Annotated in this window: 17 protein-coding genes and 1 riboswitch; of the genes, 14 read left to right on the forward strand and 3 right to left on the reverse strand. The window is 39.0% G+C overall.

The features are described from left to right. Nucleotides 1-58: 58 nt before the first annotated feature. Nucleotides 59-775 carry a 3-ketoacyl-ACP reductase gene (locus ACMZ42_RS07315; protein ID WP_370083522.1) on the reverse strand — a complete coding sequence of 239 codons (717 nt, stop codon included), beginning with the start codon at nt 773-775 and terminating at the stop codon, nt 59-61. 166 nt (nt 776-941) lie between these two features. Between ACMZ42_RS07315 and ACMZ42_RS07320 the strand changes: the two genes are divergently transcribed. The 4 genes from ACMZ42_RS07320 (at nt 942) to ACMZ42_RS07335 (ending at nt 4,234) form a co-directional block, all read left to right on the forward strand. Beyond that, nucleotides 942-1,316, forward strand: a complete 375-nt coding sequence (locus ACMZ42_RS07320) for a winged helix-turn-helix transcriptional regulator (protein ID WP_415731029.1) — start codon at nt 942-944, stop codon at nt 1,314-1,316. A 531-nt stretch (nt 1,317-1,847) separates the two neighbouring features. Beyond that, a complete protein-coding gene (locus tag ACMZ42_RS07325) occupies nt 1,848-2,624 on the forward strand; it encodes a lysostaphin resistance A-like protein (RefSeq protein WP_415731030.1) in 777 nt (258 codons plus the stop codon). A gap of 285 nt (nt 2,625-2,909) precedes the next feature. Then, the gene (locus tag ACMZ42_RS07330) at nt 2,910-3,479 is read left to right on the forward strand and encodes a TetR/AcrR family transcriptional regulator (protein ID WP_415731031.1); all 570 of its coding nucleotides are present in this window, start codon (nt 2,910-2,912) and stop codon (nt 3,477-3,479) included. Next, a complete protein-coding gene (locus ACMZ42_RS07335) occupies nt 3,476-4,234 on the forward strand; it encodes a lysostaphin resistance A-like protein (protein WP_415731032.1) in 759 nt (252 codons plus the stop codon). The genes ACMZ42_RS07330 and ACMZ42_RS07335 overlap by 4 nt, the downstream gene beginning before the upstream one ends. 64 nt (nt 4,235-4,298) lie before the next feature. Here the strand turns inward: ACMZ42_RS07335 and ACMZ42_RS07340 are convergent, their stop codons facing one another. Further along, nucleotides 4,299-5,234 carry a threonine ammonia-lyase gene (locus ACMZ42_RS07340; RefSeq protein WP_415731033.1) on the reverse strand — a complete coding sequence of 312 codons (936 nt, stop codon included), beginning with the start codon at nt 5,232-5,234 and terminating at the stop codon, nt 4,299-4,301. A 205-nt stretch (nt 5,235-5,439) separates the two neighbouring features. Here ACMZ42_RS07340 and ACMZ42_RS07345 point away from each other — a divergent pair, with 205 nt between their 5' ends. Together ACMZ42_RS07345 and argS are read left to right on the forward strand one after the other, a co-directional pair. Next, the gene (locus tag ACMZ42_RS07345) at nt 5,440-5,871 is read left to right on the forward strand and encodes a DUF1934 domain-containing protein (RefSeq protein ID WP_387083949.1); all 432 of its coding nucleotides are present in this window, start codon (nt 5,440-5,442) and stop codon (nt 5,869-5,871) included. Continuing rightward, entirely contained in the window at nt 5,871-7,538 is a 1,668-nt protein-coding gene (gene argS / locus ACMZ42_RS07350; RefSeq protein ID WP_415731034.1) for an arginine--tRNA ligase, read from the forward strand. Before ACMZ42_RS07345 ends, argS begins: the two co-directional genes overlap by 1 nt. A 253-nt stretch (nt 7,539-7,791) precedes the next feature. Here the strand turns inward: argS and ACMZ42_RS07355 are convergent, their stop codons facing one another. Next, nucleotides 7,792-8,079, reverse strand: coding sequence for a hypothetical protein (locus ACMZ42_RS07355; RefSeq protein WP_415731035.1), 288 nt, complete (start codon nt 8,077-8,079; stop codon nt 7,792-7,794). A 133-nt stretch (nt 8,080-8,212) separates the two neighbouring features. Between ACMZ42_RS07355 and ACMZ42_RS07360 the strand changes: the two genes are divergently transcribed. The 8 genes from ACMZ42_RS07360 to ACMZ42_RS07395 all read left to right on the forward strand — a co-directional run bounded on the left by ACMZ42_RS07360 (nt 8,213) and on the right by ACMZ42_RS07395 (nt 19,148). Further along, nucleotides 8,213-8,602, forward strand: a complete 390-nt coding sequence (locus tag ACMZ42_RS07360) for a MerR family transcriptional regulator (RefSeq protein ID WP_402870690.1) — start codon at nt 8,213-8,215, stop codon at nt 8,600-8,602. Beyond that, nucleotides 8,595-10,097 carry a class I adenylate-forming enzyme family protein gene (locus ACMZ42_RS07365; RefSeq protein WP_415731036.1) on the forward strand — a complete coding sequence of 501 codons (1,503 nt, stop codon included), beginning with the start codon at nt 8,595-8,597 and terminating at the stop codon, nt 10,095-10,097. Before ACMZ42_RS07360 ends, ACMZ42_RS07365 begins: the two co-directional genes overlap by 8 nt. 1 nt (nt 10,098) lies before the next feature. Beyond that, nucleotides 10,099-11,766 (forward strand): acyl-CoA dehydrogenase family protein, encoded by a 1,668-nt coding sequence (locus ACMZ42_RS07370; protein WP_415731037.1) that lies wholly within the window; start codon nt 10,099-10,101, stop codon nt 11,764-11,766. A gap of 76 nt (nt 11,767-11,842) precedes the next feature. After that, nucleotides 11,843-12,026: riboswitch (cobalamin riboswitch) on the forward strand. A gap of 306 nt (nt 12,027-12,332) precedes the next feature. Further along, nucleotides 12,333-13,298 (forward strand): ABC transporter substrate-binding protein, encoded by a 966-nt coding sequence (locus ACMZ42_RS07375; protein ID WP_415731038.1) that lies wholly within the window; start codon nt 12,333-12,335, stop codon nt 13,296-13,298. Beyond that, a complete protein-coding gene (locus ACMZ42_RS07380; protein WP_415731039.1) occupies nt 13,295-14,296 on the forward strand; it encodes a FecCD family ABC transporter permease in 1,002 nt (333 codons plus the stop codon). Before ACMZ42_RS07375 ends, ACMZ42_RS07380 begins: the two co-directional genes overlap by 4 nt. Next, a complete protein-coding gene (locus ACMZ42_RS07385; RefSeq protein ID WP_415731040.1) occupies nt 14,293-15,768 on the forward strand; it encodes an adenosylcobinamide amidohydrolase in 1,476 nt (491 codons plus the stop codon). Before ACMZ42_RS07380 ends, ACMZ42_RS07385 begins: the two co-directional genes overlap by 4 nt. A gap of 122 nt (nt 15,769-15,890) precedes the next feature. Next, nucleotides 15,891-16,454, forward strand: a complete 564-nt coding sequence (locus tag ACMZ42_RS07390) for a cob(I)yrinic acid a,c-diamide adenosyltransferase (protein ID WP_415731041.1) — start codon at nt 15,891-15,893, stop codon at nt 16,452-16,454. A gap of 471 nt (nt 16,455-16,925) precedes the next feature. Beyond that, on the forward strand, nt 16,926-19,148 hold the full coding sequence (locus ACMZ42_RS07395) for a heterodisulfide reductase-related iron-sulfur binding cluster (protein ID WP_415731042.1): 2,223 nt from the start codon (nt 16,926-16,928) through the stop codon (nt 19,146-19,148). Nucleotides 19,149-19,346 lie beyond the last annotated feature (198 nt).

Below are 19,346 nucleotides of genomic sequence, written 5' to 3' on the forward strand. Positions count from 1 at the left end.
AAAGGAAGACGCCATCTCAAATACATCAGATAGCGCCTTGATATTTCGAATAGTTCTATTAAGGGTTCGTAGACCAAAGTCCAGCATGTTTTAATACAACACGTGGATGAAGTTTTAGCTGTGCAACCATTAAATCTGCTAAATCTTCTGCTTGCATCACTTTTTCTGGATTGCCATCTGTTAAGTTAAGCTCAACTGCCATATCCGTAGCAACTGTACTTGGCGTTAATGTTGTAACGCGAATGTTTTTCTTACGTACTTCAAGCATTAATGATTCACTCAATCCGATAACTGCAGCTTTTGAAGCCGAGTATGCACTTGTAATCGGTGCACCTTTTTGACCAGCTGTCGATGAGATATTAATGATGTCTCCTGTATTACGCTCTATCATCTCTGGTAATACAGCGCGTGTTGTGTAGTACACACCTTTTACGTTAACATCGATAATATTTGTCCATTCTTCAGGCGTTAAGTCCATGAAGTTACCGAATTTTGAAATGCCGGCATTGTTTACTAAAATATCGATGGCGCCAAGCTCGCCGCGAATAGATTCAACGGCTGCGGTAATAGAATCTAAATCCGCTACATTTGCCACAGCGATTGCAACCTTCACATCATACTGCTTAAGTTCCTCTGCTACTTGTTGTAAATTTTCAAGAGTACGTCCAACAAGACCTACGTGAATACCTTCTTGCGCAAAAGCTACTGCTGTTGCACGTCCGATTCCACGTCCTGCCCCTGTAATCAACGCCACTTTCCCTGCGATTGTTTGCATGTTTTTTTGCTCCTTCAGTTAAGATCATTTTATTTAGACGAAAAAATAGATTAAGATTTGTCTTTAAGACTATCCTCATTTTACTACGGTTTTATACATTGTGAAGAGTGCACTTTTTGGTGCGGAGGTTACTAAAAGTTACTTATATGAAAAGGGAGCTAGCTCTATGTCAGATAAATTAAGAGAAGAGATAAAAGCGAGAATATTAAATAACGATTACCATTGTGAAAAAGAACTTACCTTATCGATCATTAGCGGGAAATGGAAAGTTGTGATTTTGTGGCATTTAGGTGTAGAAGGGACGCATCGTTTCAGTGAGCTTCAAAGACTTTTTCCGAAAATATCTCATAAGATATTAACAAACCAATTACGTGAACTGATGGAAGATGGGATTGTTCATCGAGAAGTGTTTCCAGAAGTCCCTCCGAAAGTAGAATATTCCATGACAGAACTAGGGATGACATTATTACCGATCGTTGAGATGATGTATGATTGGGGCAAAAAAAGAATTGATCAAATTAAACAAGAAAGCAATAACTAGGTCATATAGGATGATATAAATAGTCGTTGCTAAGCAGTGAAATATCAGTCGCAAATATAACAAATTGCTAAGAGAAATGATTTTAGGAAGGTAAACAATTTTAATGTGGGGCTAAAAGTGGGGAGGCGTAATGAGCTCACTTTTAGCCCCACTTACATTTAGCTAACATAATCATTTCTGGGTTCAATAGATATGGGGAGATAACAAGCTTTCTTAAGAAAACAAGGCTCATTTACAAAGTGAGCTTTTTAATTTTTTTGGAAACTTTTTGATTAGATTCACATATCTTATTGACATAACCAGGAAAAAAATTTTGCATTATGGGTAACGGGTGTTACCTATCGGATGAAGGTGAATTTTTTTGAATTGTGCTTTTGAAATGGTTAAGAAGAATGACGTTGTTAGTGTGAAAATGCAAGGGATTTAACAAAAGAGTTAGGTTGCTCAACAAAGCTTAAGCTTGGAAATTGAAAGTATTTAAAAAGACGTTTTTGAAGGCGTTAAACAAAAATTATTGAATGGAGAAAATAAATGAAAATGAAAAATTCGCCTATTCTTTTATCAATATTATTTACTGTGCTTGCACTTGTTTTTCCTGCTATAGCTGGGGCAATTATAACAATCAAAAATATAAGTAGCTCAAGCTCAATATTTTTGATTCAATTTATCTCCACTGCGGCTGGTGTTCTAGTTATTCTTTGGATCATGAAAAAAAGTAAATTCTCTTTCCGAGATTTCGGATTCAAAAAGTTTAAAGTAGAGGCGTGGATGGCTGTTATCGTTGTTATTGAGCTGGTTCCATTCTTAAATGGTATTACAGATAATGATGGTTTTTCTGCGCAGTATATATTTATTTTACTTCTATTTGTTATTGCAGTTGGTTTTTGTGAAGAGCTTATTTTCCGAGGTCTAATTTTCAAATATTTATCAGCAAAAGGGCTTAAAGTGGCTATTCTAGGTTCCTCAATTTTGTTTGGTATTGGACATCTTGCGAATTTAGCTTCCGGTCAGGATTTTTTAATGACATTACTACAAATTATTTTTGCATTCCTCTTTGGGCTAGTTTGTGCAGAAATTGTAGCAAAGGCAAAAAGTATTATATTACCGATTGTCTGGCACGCTACGCACGACTTTTTTGCATTCTTGACTGATAAAAGTGAGCCGAATGTCCTTGCGGTTTCTATTTATGTCTTTCAGTGTATATTGTTAATAGGTCTAGCAATTTATTTCTGGAAAGCTTTATTTACTAAGAAAGATAAGGCGGGAGCGGTAATCATAAATAATGAGAAGCCTGAGAGTTACGTTTAAATACAAAAAGCATCTACCCAATCAATTATGCCGAGGCATAATTGATTAATGTGGGGCTAAAAGTGAGGAAGCGTAATGAGTTCACTTTTAGCCCCACTTGCTTTTATATTTTAGGCATCAATAGTTATTGGGAGTTTACGGACTTTCTTGGTAAAACAAGGCTCATCAAAGTGAGCTTTTTTCATTTATTGGGAAATTTTTTTTGAATGCCTTATTGACATTAATAGGAAAACACTGTTACATTATAGGTAACAAACGTTACCTATCAAAAGGAGGCAAATTTTTTTGGCACCAAAAGAGCGGTTTACAGAAGAAATTTTATTGGATTGTGCTTTTGAAATGGTTAGGAAAAGTGGTATTGATAGTGTGAATGCAAGGGATTTAGCAAAAGAGTTAGGTTGTTCGACAAAGCCTATATTTCGATTATTTTCGAATATGGATGATTTGAAGTATGCAATATATGAAAGGGCTGGCAATCTATACAACGAAAGAATGTTTCAAGGCTTGCAAGAAAGTTCTTTTTTAGGGATGGGTTTGGCTTATATTAACTTTGCTCGCGAAGAAAAAAAGCTATTTGAGCTATTGTTTCTATCCAATAAATATAAAATCTCCAGCTTTTCGGATTTATTAAATGACGTAGAAAACCAAGGGATTATAGCAATAATTTCAAAATTAACAGGATTAACTCAAACCTCCGCTAGATCCCTATTTATCGATACATGGTTAACTGCACATGGTATTGCAACAATGTGTGCGACGAATACTTGCGATTTAGATAGCTCGGAAATTGAAGATATTTTAAAAGACGTATTTGTAGGAGTTAAACAAAAATTATTGACTGGAGAAAATATATGAAAATGAAAAATTCACCTATTCTTTTATCGATATTATTTACTTTACTTGCAATTGTTTTTCCTTTCATAGCTGGTGTAATTATAGCTGTCAAAAATATAAGTAGCTTAAGTTCTATAACTTTGATTCAATTTATTGCCTTTGCAGTTGGTGTACTAGTTACTCTTTGGATCATGAAAAAAAGTAAATTCTCTTTCCAAGATTTCGGATTTAGAAAGTTTAAAGCAGAGGCGTGGATAGCTGTTATCGTTGTCTCTGAGCTGGTTGCATTCTTGAATGGTATTACTGATAAAGATGGTTTTTCTATGCAATATGTATTTACTTTGCTTCTACTTGTTATTGCCGTTGGTTTTTGTGAAGAGCTTATTTTCCGAGGTCTAATTTTCAAATATTTATCAGCAAAAGGGCTTAAAATTGCTATTCTCGTCTCCTCATTTTTGTTTGGTATTGGACACATTGCAAATTTATTTTCCGGTCATGATTTTTTATTGACGTTAATACAAATATTTTTTGCATTCCTCTTTGGGCTAGTTTGTGCAGAGATTGTTGCAAAGACAAAAAGTATTATGTTCCCAATTGTCTGGCACGCTACGCATGATTTTATTGCATTCTTGACCGATAGTGAGCCGAATGTTCTTTCTGTTTCTATTTATATCTTTCATTGTCTAGTGTTAATTGGTCTCGCAATTTATTTCTGGAAAGCTTTATTTCCTAAAAAGGCTGTTATGAATTTAAAAAATCCTGAGAGTTACGTTTAAACACGACAAGCAAAAAAGCATCTACTCGTTAAATTTGAGCAGATGCTTTTTTTGTCTATTTTTCTTATGTCAAAGCTTCTAATCCAACATTTCCTCCTGAAATAAGGAAGCACACTTTTTCATTTGTACGAATAGGTAAAGCTCCTTGCAGGGCAGCGCCAATGCCGATAGAAGAGGAAGGTTCTGCAATAATTTTACCCTCTGAAAGTAAGGTTTTCATCCCACGTTGAATTAATACTTCATCCACACTTACAACCTCATCGACAAGCTGTTGAACAATTGGGAAGTTCCGTTCCCCAGGCTGTAAAGTTAGTAGAGCATCAGCCAAAGATTTTTGTTCCGCTAACAGCAATCTTTCACCAGCTTTTAAGCTTTTGCTATAACGCGATACGACAGCAGGCTCCACGCCGATTATTTTAATATGAGGGGCCATAGATTTTACAGCAGTTGCAACGCCACTAATTAACCCACCACCACCAATAGGAACAACAATAGTATCGACATCAGGAAGCTGTGCTAATATTTCCAAACCTGCTGTTCCTTGTCCTGCCATAATATTGTAATCATCATAAGGATGTATATTGCAAAAGCCATGATCACGACTGAGTTTTTCTGTTAGTACATGTCTTTCTGCCAGCTTACATTGTACAATCTCTGCACCTAAGGCACGTATTCCATCAATCTTAATGGTAGGAGCTGAATCTGGTAGAACAATTGTCGCCTTACTATTTACTAGCTTGGCAGCATAGGCGACACCTTTGCCATGATTACCTGAGGATGCAGCGACTACACCTTTTTGTAATTGTTCTAACGGCATGGAAAGCATTTTGTTGAGAGCCCCTCGAAGCTTAAAGGAGTTTGTTTTTTGCATATTCTCGGCTTTAATATAGACGTGACATCCTAAAAATTGATCGAGCCCATTTAATCGAATAATAGGCGTTTCATATATATAAGATGAAATTCTCCGTTTAGCAGCATGAATTTGTTCAAGTGTTAACATACAGTAACCCTCATTTCGTAAAGGTAATTGAATATTCTGATTATTTAATATAACTGTAGATTTGCAGGTGAATTGTGTCAATCATTAAATAATGAACAAATTACTGCCACATCGGATGGAATACTTACTTCTACCTTGAAAAAATATGAGGATTCATCCTATAATAAAAAGGTTATAGTAAAAACATTAAAAGGGAGCGTCCATAATGGCGAACGAAGCAAGATCGCAGGTGAACATTAAGCTCATTTCTACGATTCGCCCGATTGATGGTGATTCTGAAAGTTATGAAATGTGGCTGACAGGGCAGCTACTTGAAAAAGCAGGAAGCATGTATTTGAAATATGAAGAGGTGCAGGAGGATAAAACCATCCGCACAACTATGAAGTTAGGCAATGAACAGGCATTAATTATGCGTACTGGAGCAGTAAAAATGCGACTACCACTTAACATAATTGAACAACAAATAGGTCATTATGAAAGTGAATTCGGTTCAATGCCGCTCGTCATCCACACGAAAAAAATGACGTATACACAACAGGCAGTAAGCGGAGATTTCCATGTACAGTACGATTTACTAATGGGTGGGCAATCCGTTGGCAATTATAAATTAGATATTACATTTACGGAGGTACAATGATGAACGCAGTAGAACAAGTACAACAAGCCATTAAAGCAGCGATTGCGCAGGCTGTTGAAAAAGCTGGCTTAGTCGAGGCTGGCACAGAATTAAATATTCACCTTGAAACACCGAAGGATAAAGCAAACGGTGACTATGCAACAAATATTGCTATGCAATTAACGAAATTAGCAAAAAAACCACCTCGTGCGATTGCAGAAGCTATTTTAGAAAATCTTGACACAGTAGGCACTGATATTGAGAAAATCGATATAGCTGGCCCTGGCTTCATGAATATTACTGTACGTAAAGATTTCTTAACTGGTGTAGTAAAAGCAGTGCTTGAGCAAGGTGCTGATTATGGTCGTTCTAATGCTGGTGCGGGTGAAAAAGTTCAAGTTGAATTCGTATCTGCAAATCCAACAGGTGATCTTCATTTAGGTCACGCACGTGGAGCTTCTGTAGGGGATTCATTATGTAACGTATTAGATATGGCAGGTTTCGATGTATCTCGTGAGTACTACATTAACGATGCGGGTAACCAAATTAATAACTTAGCATATTCACTTGAAGCGCGTTATAAGCAAGCTTTAGGAATGGATGCTGAGATGCCAGAGGACGGCTACCACGGTCAAGATATTATTGAAATCGCTGGTAAACTGGCAGGCGAGCATGGCGATGCAATTTTAGCAAAATCTGATGAAGAACGTTTTGCATTCTTCCGTCAACATGGTTTAGCGTTAGAATTAGACAAGTTAAAAACAGACCTTGCAAACTTCCGTGTAAACTTTAATGTGTGGTATTCAGAAACTTCACTATACGAAAACGGCAAAATCGAAGTAGCGTTAGATAAACTGAAAGCCAATGGTCATGTATTTGAAGAAGAGGGCGCTACTTGGTTCCGTTCAACAACATTTGGTGACGATAAAGACCGCGTGTTAATTAAAAATGATGGCTCTTTCACATATCTAACTCCAGATATCGCATACCATGAGGATAAAATTGTACGTGGCTTCGATAAATTAATTAATATTTGGGGAGCTGACCACCACGGTTATATCCCACGTATGAAAGCTGCTATTCAAGCGCTTGGCTACGACCGTGATACGCTTGAAGTAGAAATCATCCAAATGGTTCAGCTTTATAAAAACGGTGAGAAATTCAAAATGTCTAAACGTACAGGGAACGCTGTTACAATGCGTGAGCTTGTAGAAGAGGTTGGCTTAGACGCAGTTCGTTACTTCTTCGTGAAAACTGCGGGCGATTCTCACATGGACTTTGACCTTGACCTTGCCGTATCTCAATCAAATGAAAACCCAGTGTATTATGCACAATATGCGCATGCACGTATTTCTTCAATTTTACGCTCAGCGACTGAGCAAGGCTTTGCTGCAACAACAGATCATTTAACTCTGTTAACTGCAGAAAAAGAAATTGATTTACTGAAAAAAGTGGGCGACTTCCCGAAAGTGGTAGCAGATGCTGCGAAGCACCGTACACCACACCGTATCGCCAACTATATTCAAGACACGGCAGCTGCATTCCACAGCTTCTATAACGCTGAAAAAGTGTTAGATGCTTCAAATAAAGAGCTAACAGAAGCTCGCTTAGCCCTTATTACTGCTGTGCGTACAACAATCGCCAACGCACTACGCTTAATCGGCGTATCTGCACCGGAAAAAATGTAATAATAGTCTCTCTAGCCCCCGGCACGACAATGTGCCGGGGCTTTTTTCTGTTGAAATGGATTTGATCTTGTGGTTAGCGGCGGAATTTCAGGTTTTAGCGGCGTTCCTTGCTTGGTTAGCGGCGGAAAATCGGGTTTTAGCGGCGTTCCTCCCTTGGTTAGCGGCGCAACTCACACTTTTAGCGGCGAATTCCAACATAAGCTGCACAATTTAACAAAACTAAAGTCAGGGTTGAAAAACTTTGTATAGAATTTTACATAATATTAAGGACTTGGCGGATAAACTCGCCAACCCGACGGATAGGCCCTTCGAAGCGACGGAAAGAATCGCCAGAGCGACGGAAGCAACAGACGAATCGACGGATAGAAGCAGAAGTGACGGATAGAACAGTCAAAGTGACGGAATGAATCGTCAAATCGACGGAAAGCCCCGCTAGAGCGACGGAAAGAATCGCCAGAGCGACGGAAAGCCCCACAAGAGCGACGGAAGCGACAGCCGAATCGATGGATAGACCCGCCGCCCCGACGGATACAACAGCCAAACTGACAAACAGCACCCGAAATAAAACAATTCATCTACTTAAAACGATATTTTTCTATAAAATTCAGAAATCTTGTTGTGGTTTACGCTAACGTCAATGGTATACTGATGGAAAACGGAAGGGGGAGATGATGTTGAAGACGATTCAAGAAGTGGCTAAGCAGTTTAATGTTTCAACACGGACCATTCGTTATTATGAGGAGCTTGGGCTGCTTAATCCTAATCGATCATCTACTAATCAGCGAACCTTTTCAAAAAAAGAATTAGCGAAGCTTAAGCTTATTTTCCGAGGAAAGCGATACGGTTTTTCACTTGAGGAGATCAAGGAAATGGTATTGCTGTTTGATTATGATCGCACGGGCATTCAGCAGTTGGAGCGTACGGTCGAATATGGGGAGCAAAAAATGCAAGAAATTGATGGCAAAATTGCAGAGCTTGTACAGATGAAAAAGGAGTTACAGCAATTACAAGGCATATTTACAGAAAAATTAGCGACTTTAAAGGGAGAGATGCATGATGAATAGTTCGAATTTGTTAGCACGTAATGCGCGAAAGTACCCTATGAGTGAAGCTGTTGTTTGTCAGGGCAGACGTGTGACTTATCGTGATTTAGATGAGCAAGTGACACGTCTTAGTCATGCTTTGTTAGAGCAGGGGGTCTGGCAAGGCGATAAAGTGATCATTTTTATGCCAAATGTTGTAGAGTTTGTTATTAGCTATTTTGCTATTCAGCGTATTGGAGCTATTGTTGTTCCAGTAAATGCGAAATTTACGCTGCAAGAGGTTGAGTATGTAGCGCAGCATGCTGATGCTAAAGCTATTCTAGTGCATGAGGCGATTTTTGCAGCAGTTGAAAACATCACGGTTGTTCCTTTAAAAATCAAAACAGGTCAAGAGCAGGCTGATTGGCTAAACTATGAATCACTTATTCAACATGCAAGCAGTCAAACAATTGATTGCCAGTTGAATGAAGATGATGTTTCTACGATTTTATATACCTCGGGTACAACGGGAAAACCAAAGGGAGTATTGTTTAGCTATCGCAATATTTTAACTGTAGCGCAAATGATTGCAGTAGAAATGGAAGTAAAGCCAGAAAGTCGGATTCTTCTTATGATGCCGTTGACGCATTCAGCCCCATTACATTTATTTTTAATGGCAGGAGTATTTGTAGGCTCGACAAATGTGCTAACGCCAACATTTACGCCTGATTTATTGATAGATTCAATCGAGCGGGAACGGACAACGCATTTCTTCGGCGCACCTGTCGCGTATTTGTTAACCGCTCAAATGCCAAGATTGCAAACAGCTGATTTATCATCGATGAAATGGTGGTCTTATGGCGGAGCGCCGTTATCACAAAACGAAGTCCGCCATTTACAAGAAGCTTTCAGAACAGAAAACTTAACTTGTGTTTATGGCCTAACAGAGGCTGGTCCAAACGGTTCAATATTGTTTGGCGAAGAGCATGCAACGAAGGCAGGGAGCGTTGGTAGGCGTGCACCGCTTGGGGGGGAGCTGCGTATTATTAACGACAATGGAGAAGATGTCAGTGTTGGTGAAGTAGGAGAAATTGTGATATTCGGTGAGGGTAATATGCTGGGCTATTACAAGGATGATATGGCAACAAAGGCTGCATTTATAGATGGCTGGCTGAAAACAGGTGACTTAGCTCGCTTAGATGAGGACGGCTATATTTGGATTGTTGATCGTAAAAAGGATGTCATTTTGTCAGGCGGTGTGAATATTTATCCGAAAGAAATTGAAGATAGTATGTTGAGCTATGAGGGGATTTTTGAAGTGGCAGTAATAGGTGTACCGCATCCGGAGTGGGGAGAAACGGTGAAGGCCGTTTATGCCGCTAAAACGGAAATTGAAGAGGATGAACTGAAAGCTTATTTGGAGGAGCATCTTGCTAAATATAAAATTCCACGCATCTTTGAACGTGTGGAAGCGTTACCACGAAATGCATCGGGCAAAATACTAAAACAATCCTTGAAGGGACAAGAGGTGAGATAGCATGAAGGTTTTACAGCGGGAAGAAATGAAAACAACAAATTTTTTTAACGATAATGATACACTTCATAAAGTTTTAGAAATGATGCTAGATAAAGAGTTTGTGGACTATGCAAAACGTGAGTTAACAGATTTTGGTGAGCTTTGTGCTGGAGATATTGATGTGAGAGCCAAACATACGGATCGAGAGGGTGAACCTCGATTACAAAGGTATAATGCCTATGGTGAAGAAGTGTCAGAGGTTTGGGTTAATGATGGCTATAAAAAAACAATAGAAGAAACGTACAATACCGGCATAGTTGGCTATGTGCATAAGGATATTCCGCAATTAGGTAGGAAGGGCAATTATGTGTATAGCTTTGCTCAAGGCTATATACTATCACATGCTGAGCCAGGCTTTTACTGTCCTGTTACTTTAACAATGGCAACGGCTTATCTCCTTGATCATTATGCGAGTGATGAGGTAAAGGAGCGCTTTTTACCACATGTTTGTGCAACAGGAGATACAGAGCTATATGAGGGGGCTACATTTTTAACGGAGCGTCAAGGTGGCTCTGATGTTGGGGCGAATGTTGTGGAGGCAAGACAGGACGGCAATCAGTATCGCTTATATGGGGAAAAATATTTTGCATCAAACGCAGGAATGTGTGGAGTAACTATGGTATTGGCGCGCATGAAAGGGGCTCAGGTAGGCTCAAAGGGCTTAACATTATTTGCAGTTCCGTGGCGAAATGAGGATGGCACAGTTAATAATCTCCGCATTCGGCGTTTAAAGGATAAACTTGGCGTTAGAGCAGTGCCTTCTGGTGAGGTGGAATTTGATGGTGCGCTAGCATATGTTGTTGGTGATCCGAATAAAGGAATTTATTATATGCTCGAGGCGCTTAATTTATCAAGAATTTGCAATGCGGTTGCTTCTATCGGCATTATGCGCCGCGGATATTTAGAGGCGAAGCATTATGTGACAAATCGTCATGCCTTTGGTAAACCTTTAACGCAATATCCTATGATTCAGGATACACTAGGGAAATTCGCTGCCAAGCTTCATGTAGAAGTTGCCACGGTTTTTGATCTTATTCAGCTGTACGACAAAGTAACTAGTGGGCAGGGGAATAAAGAAGACATTATTTTAAACCGCTTGTATATTGCTATCATGAAAAAAGAAACTGCAGAGCAAGCTGTACATTATGCTAGTGAAGCCATTGAATTACATGGCGGAAACGGCTATATTGAAGATTTTGTTACACCTCGGTTATTAAGAGATGCACAGGTACTTACTGTGTGGGAAGGGACTGCGAATATTTTAGCATTAGAGCTTATTCGTTTAGTTGATAAGTTTCATGCGCACGAAATGTTTGTTCGTGTCATGGAAGAACGTCTAGAAAAACTAGTTGCCAGTCCATTAGTTGAAATTGTCGTGGATCAATTAGCAAAACTAGAATCAACTTTGCAAACATTTAGCCGTTTAGATGATGCAACAAAAACGTTTGAAGCAAAAAAGGTCGCAGAGAAAATGGCGCATTTATATGAAAGTGTGGTAGCAGTCGAGTGGGCACAAAGATTCGGCGTCAAATATGAGAAGCTAGCAGATATTTATTTAGAGCACACATGGGCATTGCGAGAAATGGGTGCACCAATGAAAACGGTACAGTATTTTTCAGATATCGTTTAACTTCTTTTAGTATATTGATTTGTTTAGAAGTCGTCTCGAATGGAGGCGACTTCTTTCATTTTCATGTATAATACAATCAACTGAATATTATAAAGGTTCTTTACTTAAGTAAAGTGAAAAGGGAAATCGGTGTAATTCCGATGCGGTCCCGCCACTGTATGTGTGAGTTTTTTCAATCTACGCCACTGAAAATTTCGGGAAGGCTTGAAAAAGCGTATGGAGCACGAGCCAGGAGACCTGCCTTTATAGAAAACACGTTGTAGCCTACGAGGATAGGATGGTGGATTTTGTATATGTATTTTTGTGCAAATTTGACCCCCTCATTATTTTATGATGAGGGGTATTTGTTTTGGAAGATGAATGTCGATAAATTTGAAAACATGGGCGATAAATTCACAATGTTAGGCGATAAACTCAAAAAGTTGGGTGATAAATTCAAAATGTTGGCTGGAAGTTCGCGATGTTGACGATAACCCCACAATGTTAGGCGATCAAAAACTAAAATGTATCGATCAATCAGAAAAACAATAAAAACTATAAGCACAAATAGACTAAGGAGGATTCACATGAAGAAAATTTGGAAAATAGGGTTATCAGCATTTTTAGCTATGGGCTTACTTGCTGCATGTAATACAAAAGAGGCGACAAATGAAAAGCCGTCATCTTCTGAGCAACAAGAGACTGCAAAAGTAGATCAAGCAACATTCCCAATGACGATAAAGGATGCTACTGGCAAGGATATTACGCTAGAGGCACCTCCTGAAAAAATTGTCTCACTCATTCCGAGTAACACAGAAATATTATTTGGCCTTGGCTTAAATAATGAAATAGTTGGCGTGACTGATAATGACGATTATCCACCAGAGGTTACTAAAAAAGAAAAGGTTGGCGGTATGGATTATAATATTGAAAAAATTATTGCTTTATCGCCAGATATCGTTTTTACGCATGCGTCAGGTATGAGTTATTCAAAAGGAGCCATTGAACAGCTTGAGGCGGCAGGTGTGAAAGTATTTGTTGTAGCGGATGCAAAAAACTTTAATGAAACTTACACAACGATTGAACAGCTTGGTCGTGCAACAGGAAAACTAGAAGAAGCTAAAAAAATTGTTGCAAATATGAAGGCAAAAGTTAAAGAAGTTGAAACAAAACTTGACGGTGTTGAGCCGAAGAAAGTCTTTGTAGAATCGTCTGATGAGCCACAGATTTATACAGCCGGTAAAGGTACATTTATGAATGAAATGCTAGGAATGATTCAGGCTGAAAATGTGGCAGCAGATGTAAATGACTGGTATCAAATCGATGCTGAAAAAATTATCGCGAAAAATCCAGATGTCATTGTTGTGGCATATAATTATGTACCTGAAATTTTAACGAAAATTCCACAACGTGCAGGCTTTGAGACAATCTCTGCCGTAAAAAATAAAGCCATAGTACAAGTAGATGAAAATATGATAAGTCGTCAAGGTCCTCGATTAGCAGATGGTCTTGAGGAACTAGCAAAAGCTGTCTACCCTGAGGCGTTTAAATGAGTAAAACAATTGTAGCCTATGTAACAGCAATTACGCTTCTAACCATTAGCATCTGGTGTGGTGTGGCGATAGGCTCAGTTCATATTCCACTAGAAGTGTTGTGGAATAAGGCGGCTGATGAAACAGCCGCCAATATTTTATGGAAAATTCGATTACCCCGAGTCCTGCTGGCAGGGCTTGTAGGGGCGTCACTTGCAATTGCAGGGGCAGCTTTTCAGGGCTTATTAAAAAATCCTTTGGCTGATCCTTATACATTAGGTGTTTCCTCTGGTGCATCAGTTGGCGCAGTTATGACAATTTTTTTTAGTATATCAATACCTGTAGTAGGCCATTTTACATTGCCGACCTTTAGTATGATAGGTGCCATATTAACGATGGTAGCTGTTATGGGCTTTGCTAGAATAGTAGACCGCTCGCTAAAAATGGAAACTCTTATATTAACAGGGGTTATATTTAGTTCATTTTTAGGTTCTTTGATTTCATTAATGATTGCATTGTCTGGTGAAGAGCTACGCCAAGTAATCGGATGGTTGCTAGGCTCAGTATCGATGCGTGGTTGGCCATATGTTCAGATGATTATTCCGTTTGTCATAATTGGCTCAATTATGCTTTGGACACAAAGACGCGAGTTAAATGTTCTGTTATATGGTGAAGAACGCGCGCAGCATTTAGGTGTCAATGTTAAGCGCAGTAAATATATTATTTTAGTGGGTGGATCCATGTTGACGGGAGCTGCGGTAGCTGTTTCTGGAACGATTGGCTTTGTTGGTTTAGTTGTTCCTCATATGACGAGAATGGTTTGGGGTTCTGATCACCGTCATTTATTGCCATTATCATTTTTAAATGGGGCAACTTTGCTGATTATTTGTGATTTAATAGCACGAACAATTATTATGCCAAGAGAGCTACCGATTGGTGTTATTACTGCATTTATTGGGGCACCCGTTTTTTCCTATATTTTTTATAAGCAACGTAGAGGCAAGGGGGTACGGGCATGATTGTTGTTGAACATCTTTCCGGCGGCTATGAAGACGTACCGATCGTCCACGATATAAGTTTTTCCGTTGAAAAAGGCAAAATACTAGGGATTTTAGGGCCGAATGGTAGCGGGAAATCCACACTGTTAAAAGTAATAAGTGGCATACTACCAGCAACTGCAGGCACTATATTAGTAGATGGCAAAAATAGTAGCTCTTACAATGCTCGTGCATTAGCAAAAAAAATGGCGGTGCTTCCACAATTACACGCTAATGCCTTTTCAAACAGTGTACGGGAGGCAGTATCACTTGGGCGTTATCCACATCAAACAGGCTTCTTTTCAAGCTGGTCTGATCGCGATGAACAAGCAGTACAACATGCCATGATGCAAACTGGTGTAAAACGCTATGAACAGACACCGTTGGAATTTTTGTCGGGCGGTGAACAGCAAAGGGTATTTGTAGCTCAAGCTCTTGCACAAACCGCGGAAATATTGCTGCTAGATGAACCAACGAACCATCTAGATATTGCTCATCAACGCCAAATTTTAGATATGGTGCGAAAAGAAGCAATTAAAAGTGGTTTGACCGTTATTATGGTACTGCATGATATGAATTTAGCCTCCCTCTATTGTGATGAATTATTACTAATGGAGGAAGGTCGGATGCGAGCATTGGGGGCGCCACATGAAGTATTAATCGCTTCGCAAATCGAAGATGTTTATCATGCCAGAGTTGCAACTTATGCACATCCAGAAATTCCAAAGCCTCAAATTACAATGATGCCAGCCTCAGTTGAACATCAGCAACGTGCTGTCATTACAAAAGAAAATTTCACTGTTACAGATCGTTATATTAAGCTTCAATCAGAGTTTCCGTTAAAAACAGTGTCCTCAGCTGTCCATAATCCGGGTATCGGTTGGTATGATTGTCTGTTAAATCGCTCTGTACCAATAGATTATGTCATTAGTGATGTAAAGAAAGAGGTTGCTGGATTTTTACTAAAAGAGCATTTTTCATCTACAAGTACCGTCGTCATGTTAACAGCAGTCCCAACAAATCTTGTAGCTATTAATGAATTTAAAGCTTCCTTTGGCAGCGTACTTGTTGCAGTTACGGCCGGAGTTGGCAATGCTGTTGATGTGTCTCGTACACATGAAAGACAAGATGAACCACATATTGGTACTATAAATACGTGGGTTATTGTTAATGGTTGTTTATCAGAAGAAGCGTTTTTCCAAGCAATGATGACGGCTACCGAGGCGAAAACAAAGGCATTGCAATCGGAAAATATTCGTGATGAGCTTAGTGGTACAATTGTGACAGGTACTGCTACAGATAGTTTATTGATAGCAGCTACACAAAAAGGGGAAGAAATACTGTACGGAGGCCCCATTACTGATGTAGGTAAGATTATCGGTAAAGGTGTTTTTGAAACAACTGTGCAGGCAATAGAAAATTATCTTCATTCAGCAGAAACCTCTGCTGAATGAAGATAATGCCTCCGGCGGATGTCACGGATTTTCAAGGGAATGAATTGTGAGGGCACAATTCAAAATCCGGACGCAATTACGCCAAGGCGAAATTGATAAAATAATTCTAGGAGATGAGAGAAATGAAGCTTTACACGAAAACAGGCGATACAGGGAAAACAAGTCTTATCGGTGGACGCGTTGATAAAGATAGCTTACGCGTTGAAACATATGGGGCCATCGATGAATTAAATTCTTTTATTGGTAAGGCAGTTAGTGAATTAGATCGTGAGTTATTCAAGGATATACTAATTGATTTAGAAACGATTCAGCATGAGCTTTTCGATGCGGGTGGCGATCTTGCTAACGTCATGAAGGAACGTCATTTTAAGCTGACAGAGCAGCCGATTGAAGTGTTGGAAACGCGTATTGATGCATTGTCAGATGAAGCACCGCCGTTACAGCGCTTTATTCTCCCAGGTGGTGCACCAGCAGCTGCAACCTTACACATTGCTCGCACAGTAGCACGTCGAGCAGAGCGTCAAATGGTAACGCTTATGAAGGAAATCGAAGACGTACCGACAATTGTACAAAAATATTTAAACCGTCTATCTGACTATTTATTTGCAGCAGCACGTGTTGTTAATTTTAGATTGAATGTCGCAGATGTTGAGTATATTCGAAGCGGCAATGTCTTTAAAAAATAGTCTGCTATTTATAGACAAATTACGCTCATTAGCAATACATGGGGTTGATTTCCGTTCCGACTATAATTCACTTTTATATAAATACTTTGGAGATTTATCGGAACAAAATCTCACTTTATCGGAACAATTTTAGCTTTTATCGGAATGTTTTCTCGTTTTATCGGAACAATTTCAGTTTTTATCGGAATAATTTCAATTAGAACGGAAATCACCCCACGTTATGGTGAGAAGTTATATATTTGTATTTAAAATAATGAGAAAAATAGTCACTCTGAAAAATTCAGGGTGGCTTTTTTTCTTATAAAATGTAAGAATATAAAATTATCAGAAATATTTCCGTTTTATGTTGACTGAATGCTCACTCATTTATTAGAATGGGAATATAATGATGGAATGACGTACATTTACGTATGAGCTAGCAAATTTACCACAAAGAGAGAAACTTACGACAAACTAAAGGGGGGACCAACCATGAGTCCATTAGTAATTGCAAACATTGTTCTAACAGTCGTGGTTGTGCTTTATGCAGTAGGATTGTTCTTCTATCTGTTAAAAACACGCTATAAGTTTGTGCAATTGGGGAAAAAGGTTGAGTTTGATGAAAGTGTTAAAGAACGAGTTCGTTATCTTATGGTCAATGTACTTGGCCAAAACAAGCTATTAAAAGATCCAAAGAGTGGTTTAATTCACGTCATGTTCTTCTATGGATTTTTGATGGTGCAGCTTGGTGCCATTGATTTAATTTGGAAGGGGTTAGCACCTGGATCACATTTACCGCTTGGTGTTTTCTACAGTGTGTTTACATTCTTCCAAGAGCTTGTAGTATTAATGATTTTAGTGGCGGTTGTGTGGGCATTTTACCGACGCTATGTAGAAAAGCTAGTACGTCTAAAACGAGGCTGGAAAAATGGTCTTGTCCTAATTTTCATTGGTGGGTTAATGGTATCCACATTACTTGCAAATGGTATGGGAATAATTTGGCATGGTGAAGAACTAACTTATACAGAGCCAGTTGCTTCTAGCATTGCCGCTATTTTTAGTTTCTTACCAGCATCAGCAGCGGCTGTTGTTTTCTATGTAATGTGGTGGGCGCACTTACTAATTCTTTTGACATTCTTAGTGTATGTACCACAATCGAAGCACTTCCACTTGATTGTAAGCCCGATTAATGTGTATATGAACCGTTTGGATCGTACAGGTACTTTAACACCAATCGACTTTGAAGCATTAGAAAATGCTGAAGATGAAGAGGATATTCCAGCAATCGGTGTTGGACGTATTCAAGACTTTACACAAAAACAAATGCTCGATTTATATTCTTGTGTAGAGTGCGGACGCTGTACAAATATGTGTCCAGCGTCAGGTACAGGAAAAATGCTATCACCGATGGATTTAATCGTGAAGCTACGTGATCATTTAACATTTACAGGTGCTGTTGAGACAAAGCAAAAGCCTTGGGTACCTTATCAATTCTTTGCTAATACAAAGGGGAATCAGCTAGCGATGGCAGCTGGTGCTGAGGGGGCAGTCATTGAAGATATCTACAACCCTTCTTTAATTGGCGATGTTATTACAGAATCAGAGATTTGGGCATGTACAACTTGCCGTAACTGTGAGGATCAATGTCCTGTTATGAACGAACATGTCGATAAAATTATTGATTTACGTCGTTACTTAACAATGACTGAAGGGAAAGTAAATCCTGATGCACAACGCGCGATGACAAATATCGAGCGTCAAGGTAACCCTTGGGGCTTAAACCGTAAAGAAAAAGAAAATTGGCGTGACCTAGATCCAACAATTCATATTCCAACAGTGAAAGAGCTGAAAAAATCAGGCGAGGAAATGGAATATTTATTCTGGGTAGGTTCAATGGGTGCATTTGATAACCGCTCGCAAAAAATTGCATTAGCTTTCTGTCGTTTATTAAACGAGGCGGGCGTGAAGTTTGCGATTTTAGGAAATAAAGAGAAAAACTCAGGGGACACTCCTCGTCGTTTAGGAAATGAGTTCTTATTCCAAGAGTTGGCAACAGCAAATATCGATGAATTTGAGAAAAACGATGTGAAGAAAATCGTTACGATTGACCCGCACGCATACAATATCTTTAAAAATGAATACCAAGACTTTGGCTGGAAGGGCGAGGTCTACCACCATACTGAATTATTGAATCAATTGATTGAAGAAAATCGTCTAGCGTTAAATTACGAAGTTCATGAAACGATTGTTTTCCACGATTCTTGTTATTTAGGTCGTTATAACGATGTTTATGATGCACCACGCGAGATATTACGTGGTATCCCAGGTGTTAAGCTTGTGGAAATGGAGCGTAATCGTGAAACGGCAATGTGCTGTGGTGCAGGTGGCGGTTTAATGTGGATGGAAGAGCATGTCGGCAACCGAATTAACGTAGCAAGAACAGAGCAAGCTTTAGCAACGGATGCTTCAGTTATTTCTTCTGGATGTCCTTACTGCTTAACAATGCTTGAGGATGGTACAAAGGCAAAAGAGGTTGAAGATACAATCAGTACATTCGATGTTGCAGAACTATTAGAGCGTTCTGTATTTGGTGAAAAAGTGAAAGCTGTCGAAGAATCTGTTGAAGAAGCAGCGGATGTAATGGTTGAAGAAGTGGTAGCTTCAGTGGACAGTGTCGAACAAGACAAGAATACAGAGGCTAACGCAGAAAAATGATAGTTATTGTAGAAATATTTCTGTTATCTGAAAAATATAAATTGCACAATAAATAATTGTTTTGTAGAATAAGATTAAATGGAGATGGGAGTTGATCAATAAACTCCCATTTTTCATCGCAAGAGGTCGAGCGAGCGTTCAGTCAACGTAGATGCTCTAATACTTCTTCTAGAACGTAAAACAAAAGGGGTGTTTTAC

This window comes from Lysinibacillus sp. NPDC056185 (assembly GCF_047737915.1).
GTDB lineage: Bacteria > Bacillota > Bacilli > Bacillales_A > Planococcaceae > Lysinibacillus.

Coding starts and splice junctions, on each gene's coding strand:
- ACMZ42_RS07315 (WP_370083522.1), bottom strand. CDS start 775: ATGCAAACAATCGCAGGGAAAGTGGCGTTGATTACAGGGGCAGGACGT.
- ACMZ42_RS07320 (WP_415731029.1), top strand. CDS start 942: ATGTCAGATAAATTAAGAGAAGAGATAAAAGCGAGAATATTAAATAAC.
- ACMZ42_RS07325 (WP_415731030.1), top strand. CDS start 1,848: ATGAAAATGAAAAATTCGCCTATTCTTTTATCAATATTATTTACTGTG.
- ACMZ42_RS07335 (WP_415731032.1), top strand. CDS start 3,476: ATGAAAATGAAAAATTCACCTATTCTTTTATCGATATTATTTACTTTA.
- ACMZ42_RS07340 (WP_415731033.1), bottom strand. CDS start 5,234: ATGTTAACACTTGAACAAATTCATGCTGCTAAACGGAGAATTTCATCT.
- ACMZ42_RS07345 (WP_387083949.1), top strand. CDS start 5,440: ATGGCGAACGAAGCAAGATCGCAGGTGAACATTAAGCTCATTTCTACG.
- argS (WP_415731034.1), top strand. CDS start 5,871: ATGAACGCAGTAGAACAAGTACAACAAGCCATTAAAGCAGCGATTGCG.
- ACMZ42_RS07365 (WP_415731036.1), top strand. CDS start 8,595: ATGAATAGTTCGAATTTGTTAGCACGTAATGCGCGAAAGTACCCTATG.
- ACMZ42_RS07370 (WP_415731037.1), top strand. CDS start 10,099: ATGAAGGTTTTACAGCGGGAAGAAATGAAAACAACAAATTTTTTTAAC.
- ACMZ42_RS07375 (WP_415731038.1), top strand. CDS start 12,333: ATGAAGAAAATTTGGAAAATAGGGTTATCAGCATTTTTAGCTATGGGC.
- ACMZ42_RS07380 (WP_415731039.1), top strand. CDS start 13,295: ATGAGTAAAACAATTGTAGCCTATGTAACAGCAATTACGCTTCTAACC.
- ACMZ42_RS07385 (WP_415731040.1), top strand. CDS start 14,293: ATGATTGTTGTTGAACATCTTTCCGGCGGCTATGAAGACGTACCGATC.
- ACMZ42_RS07390 (WP_415731041.1), top strand. CDS start 15,891: ATGAAGCTTTACACGAAAACAGGCGATACAGGGAAAACAAGTCTTATC.
- ACMZ42_RS07395 (WP_415731042.1), top strand. CDS start 16,926: ATGAGTCCATTAGTAATTGCAAACATTGTTCTAACAGTCGTGGTTGTG.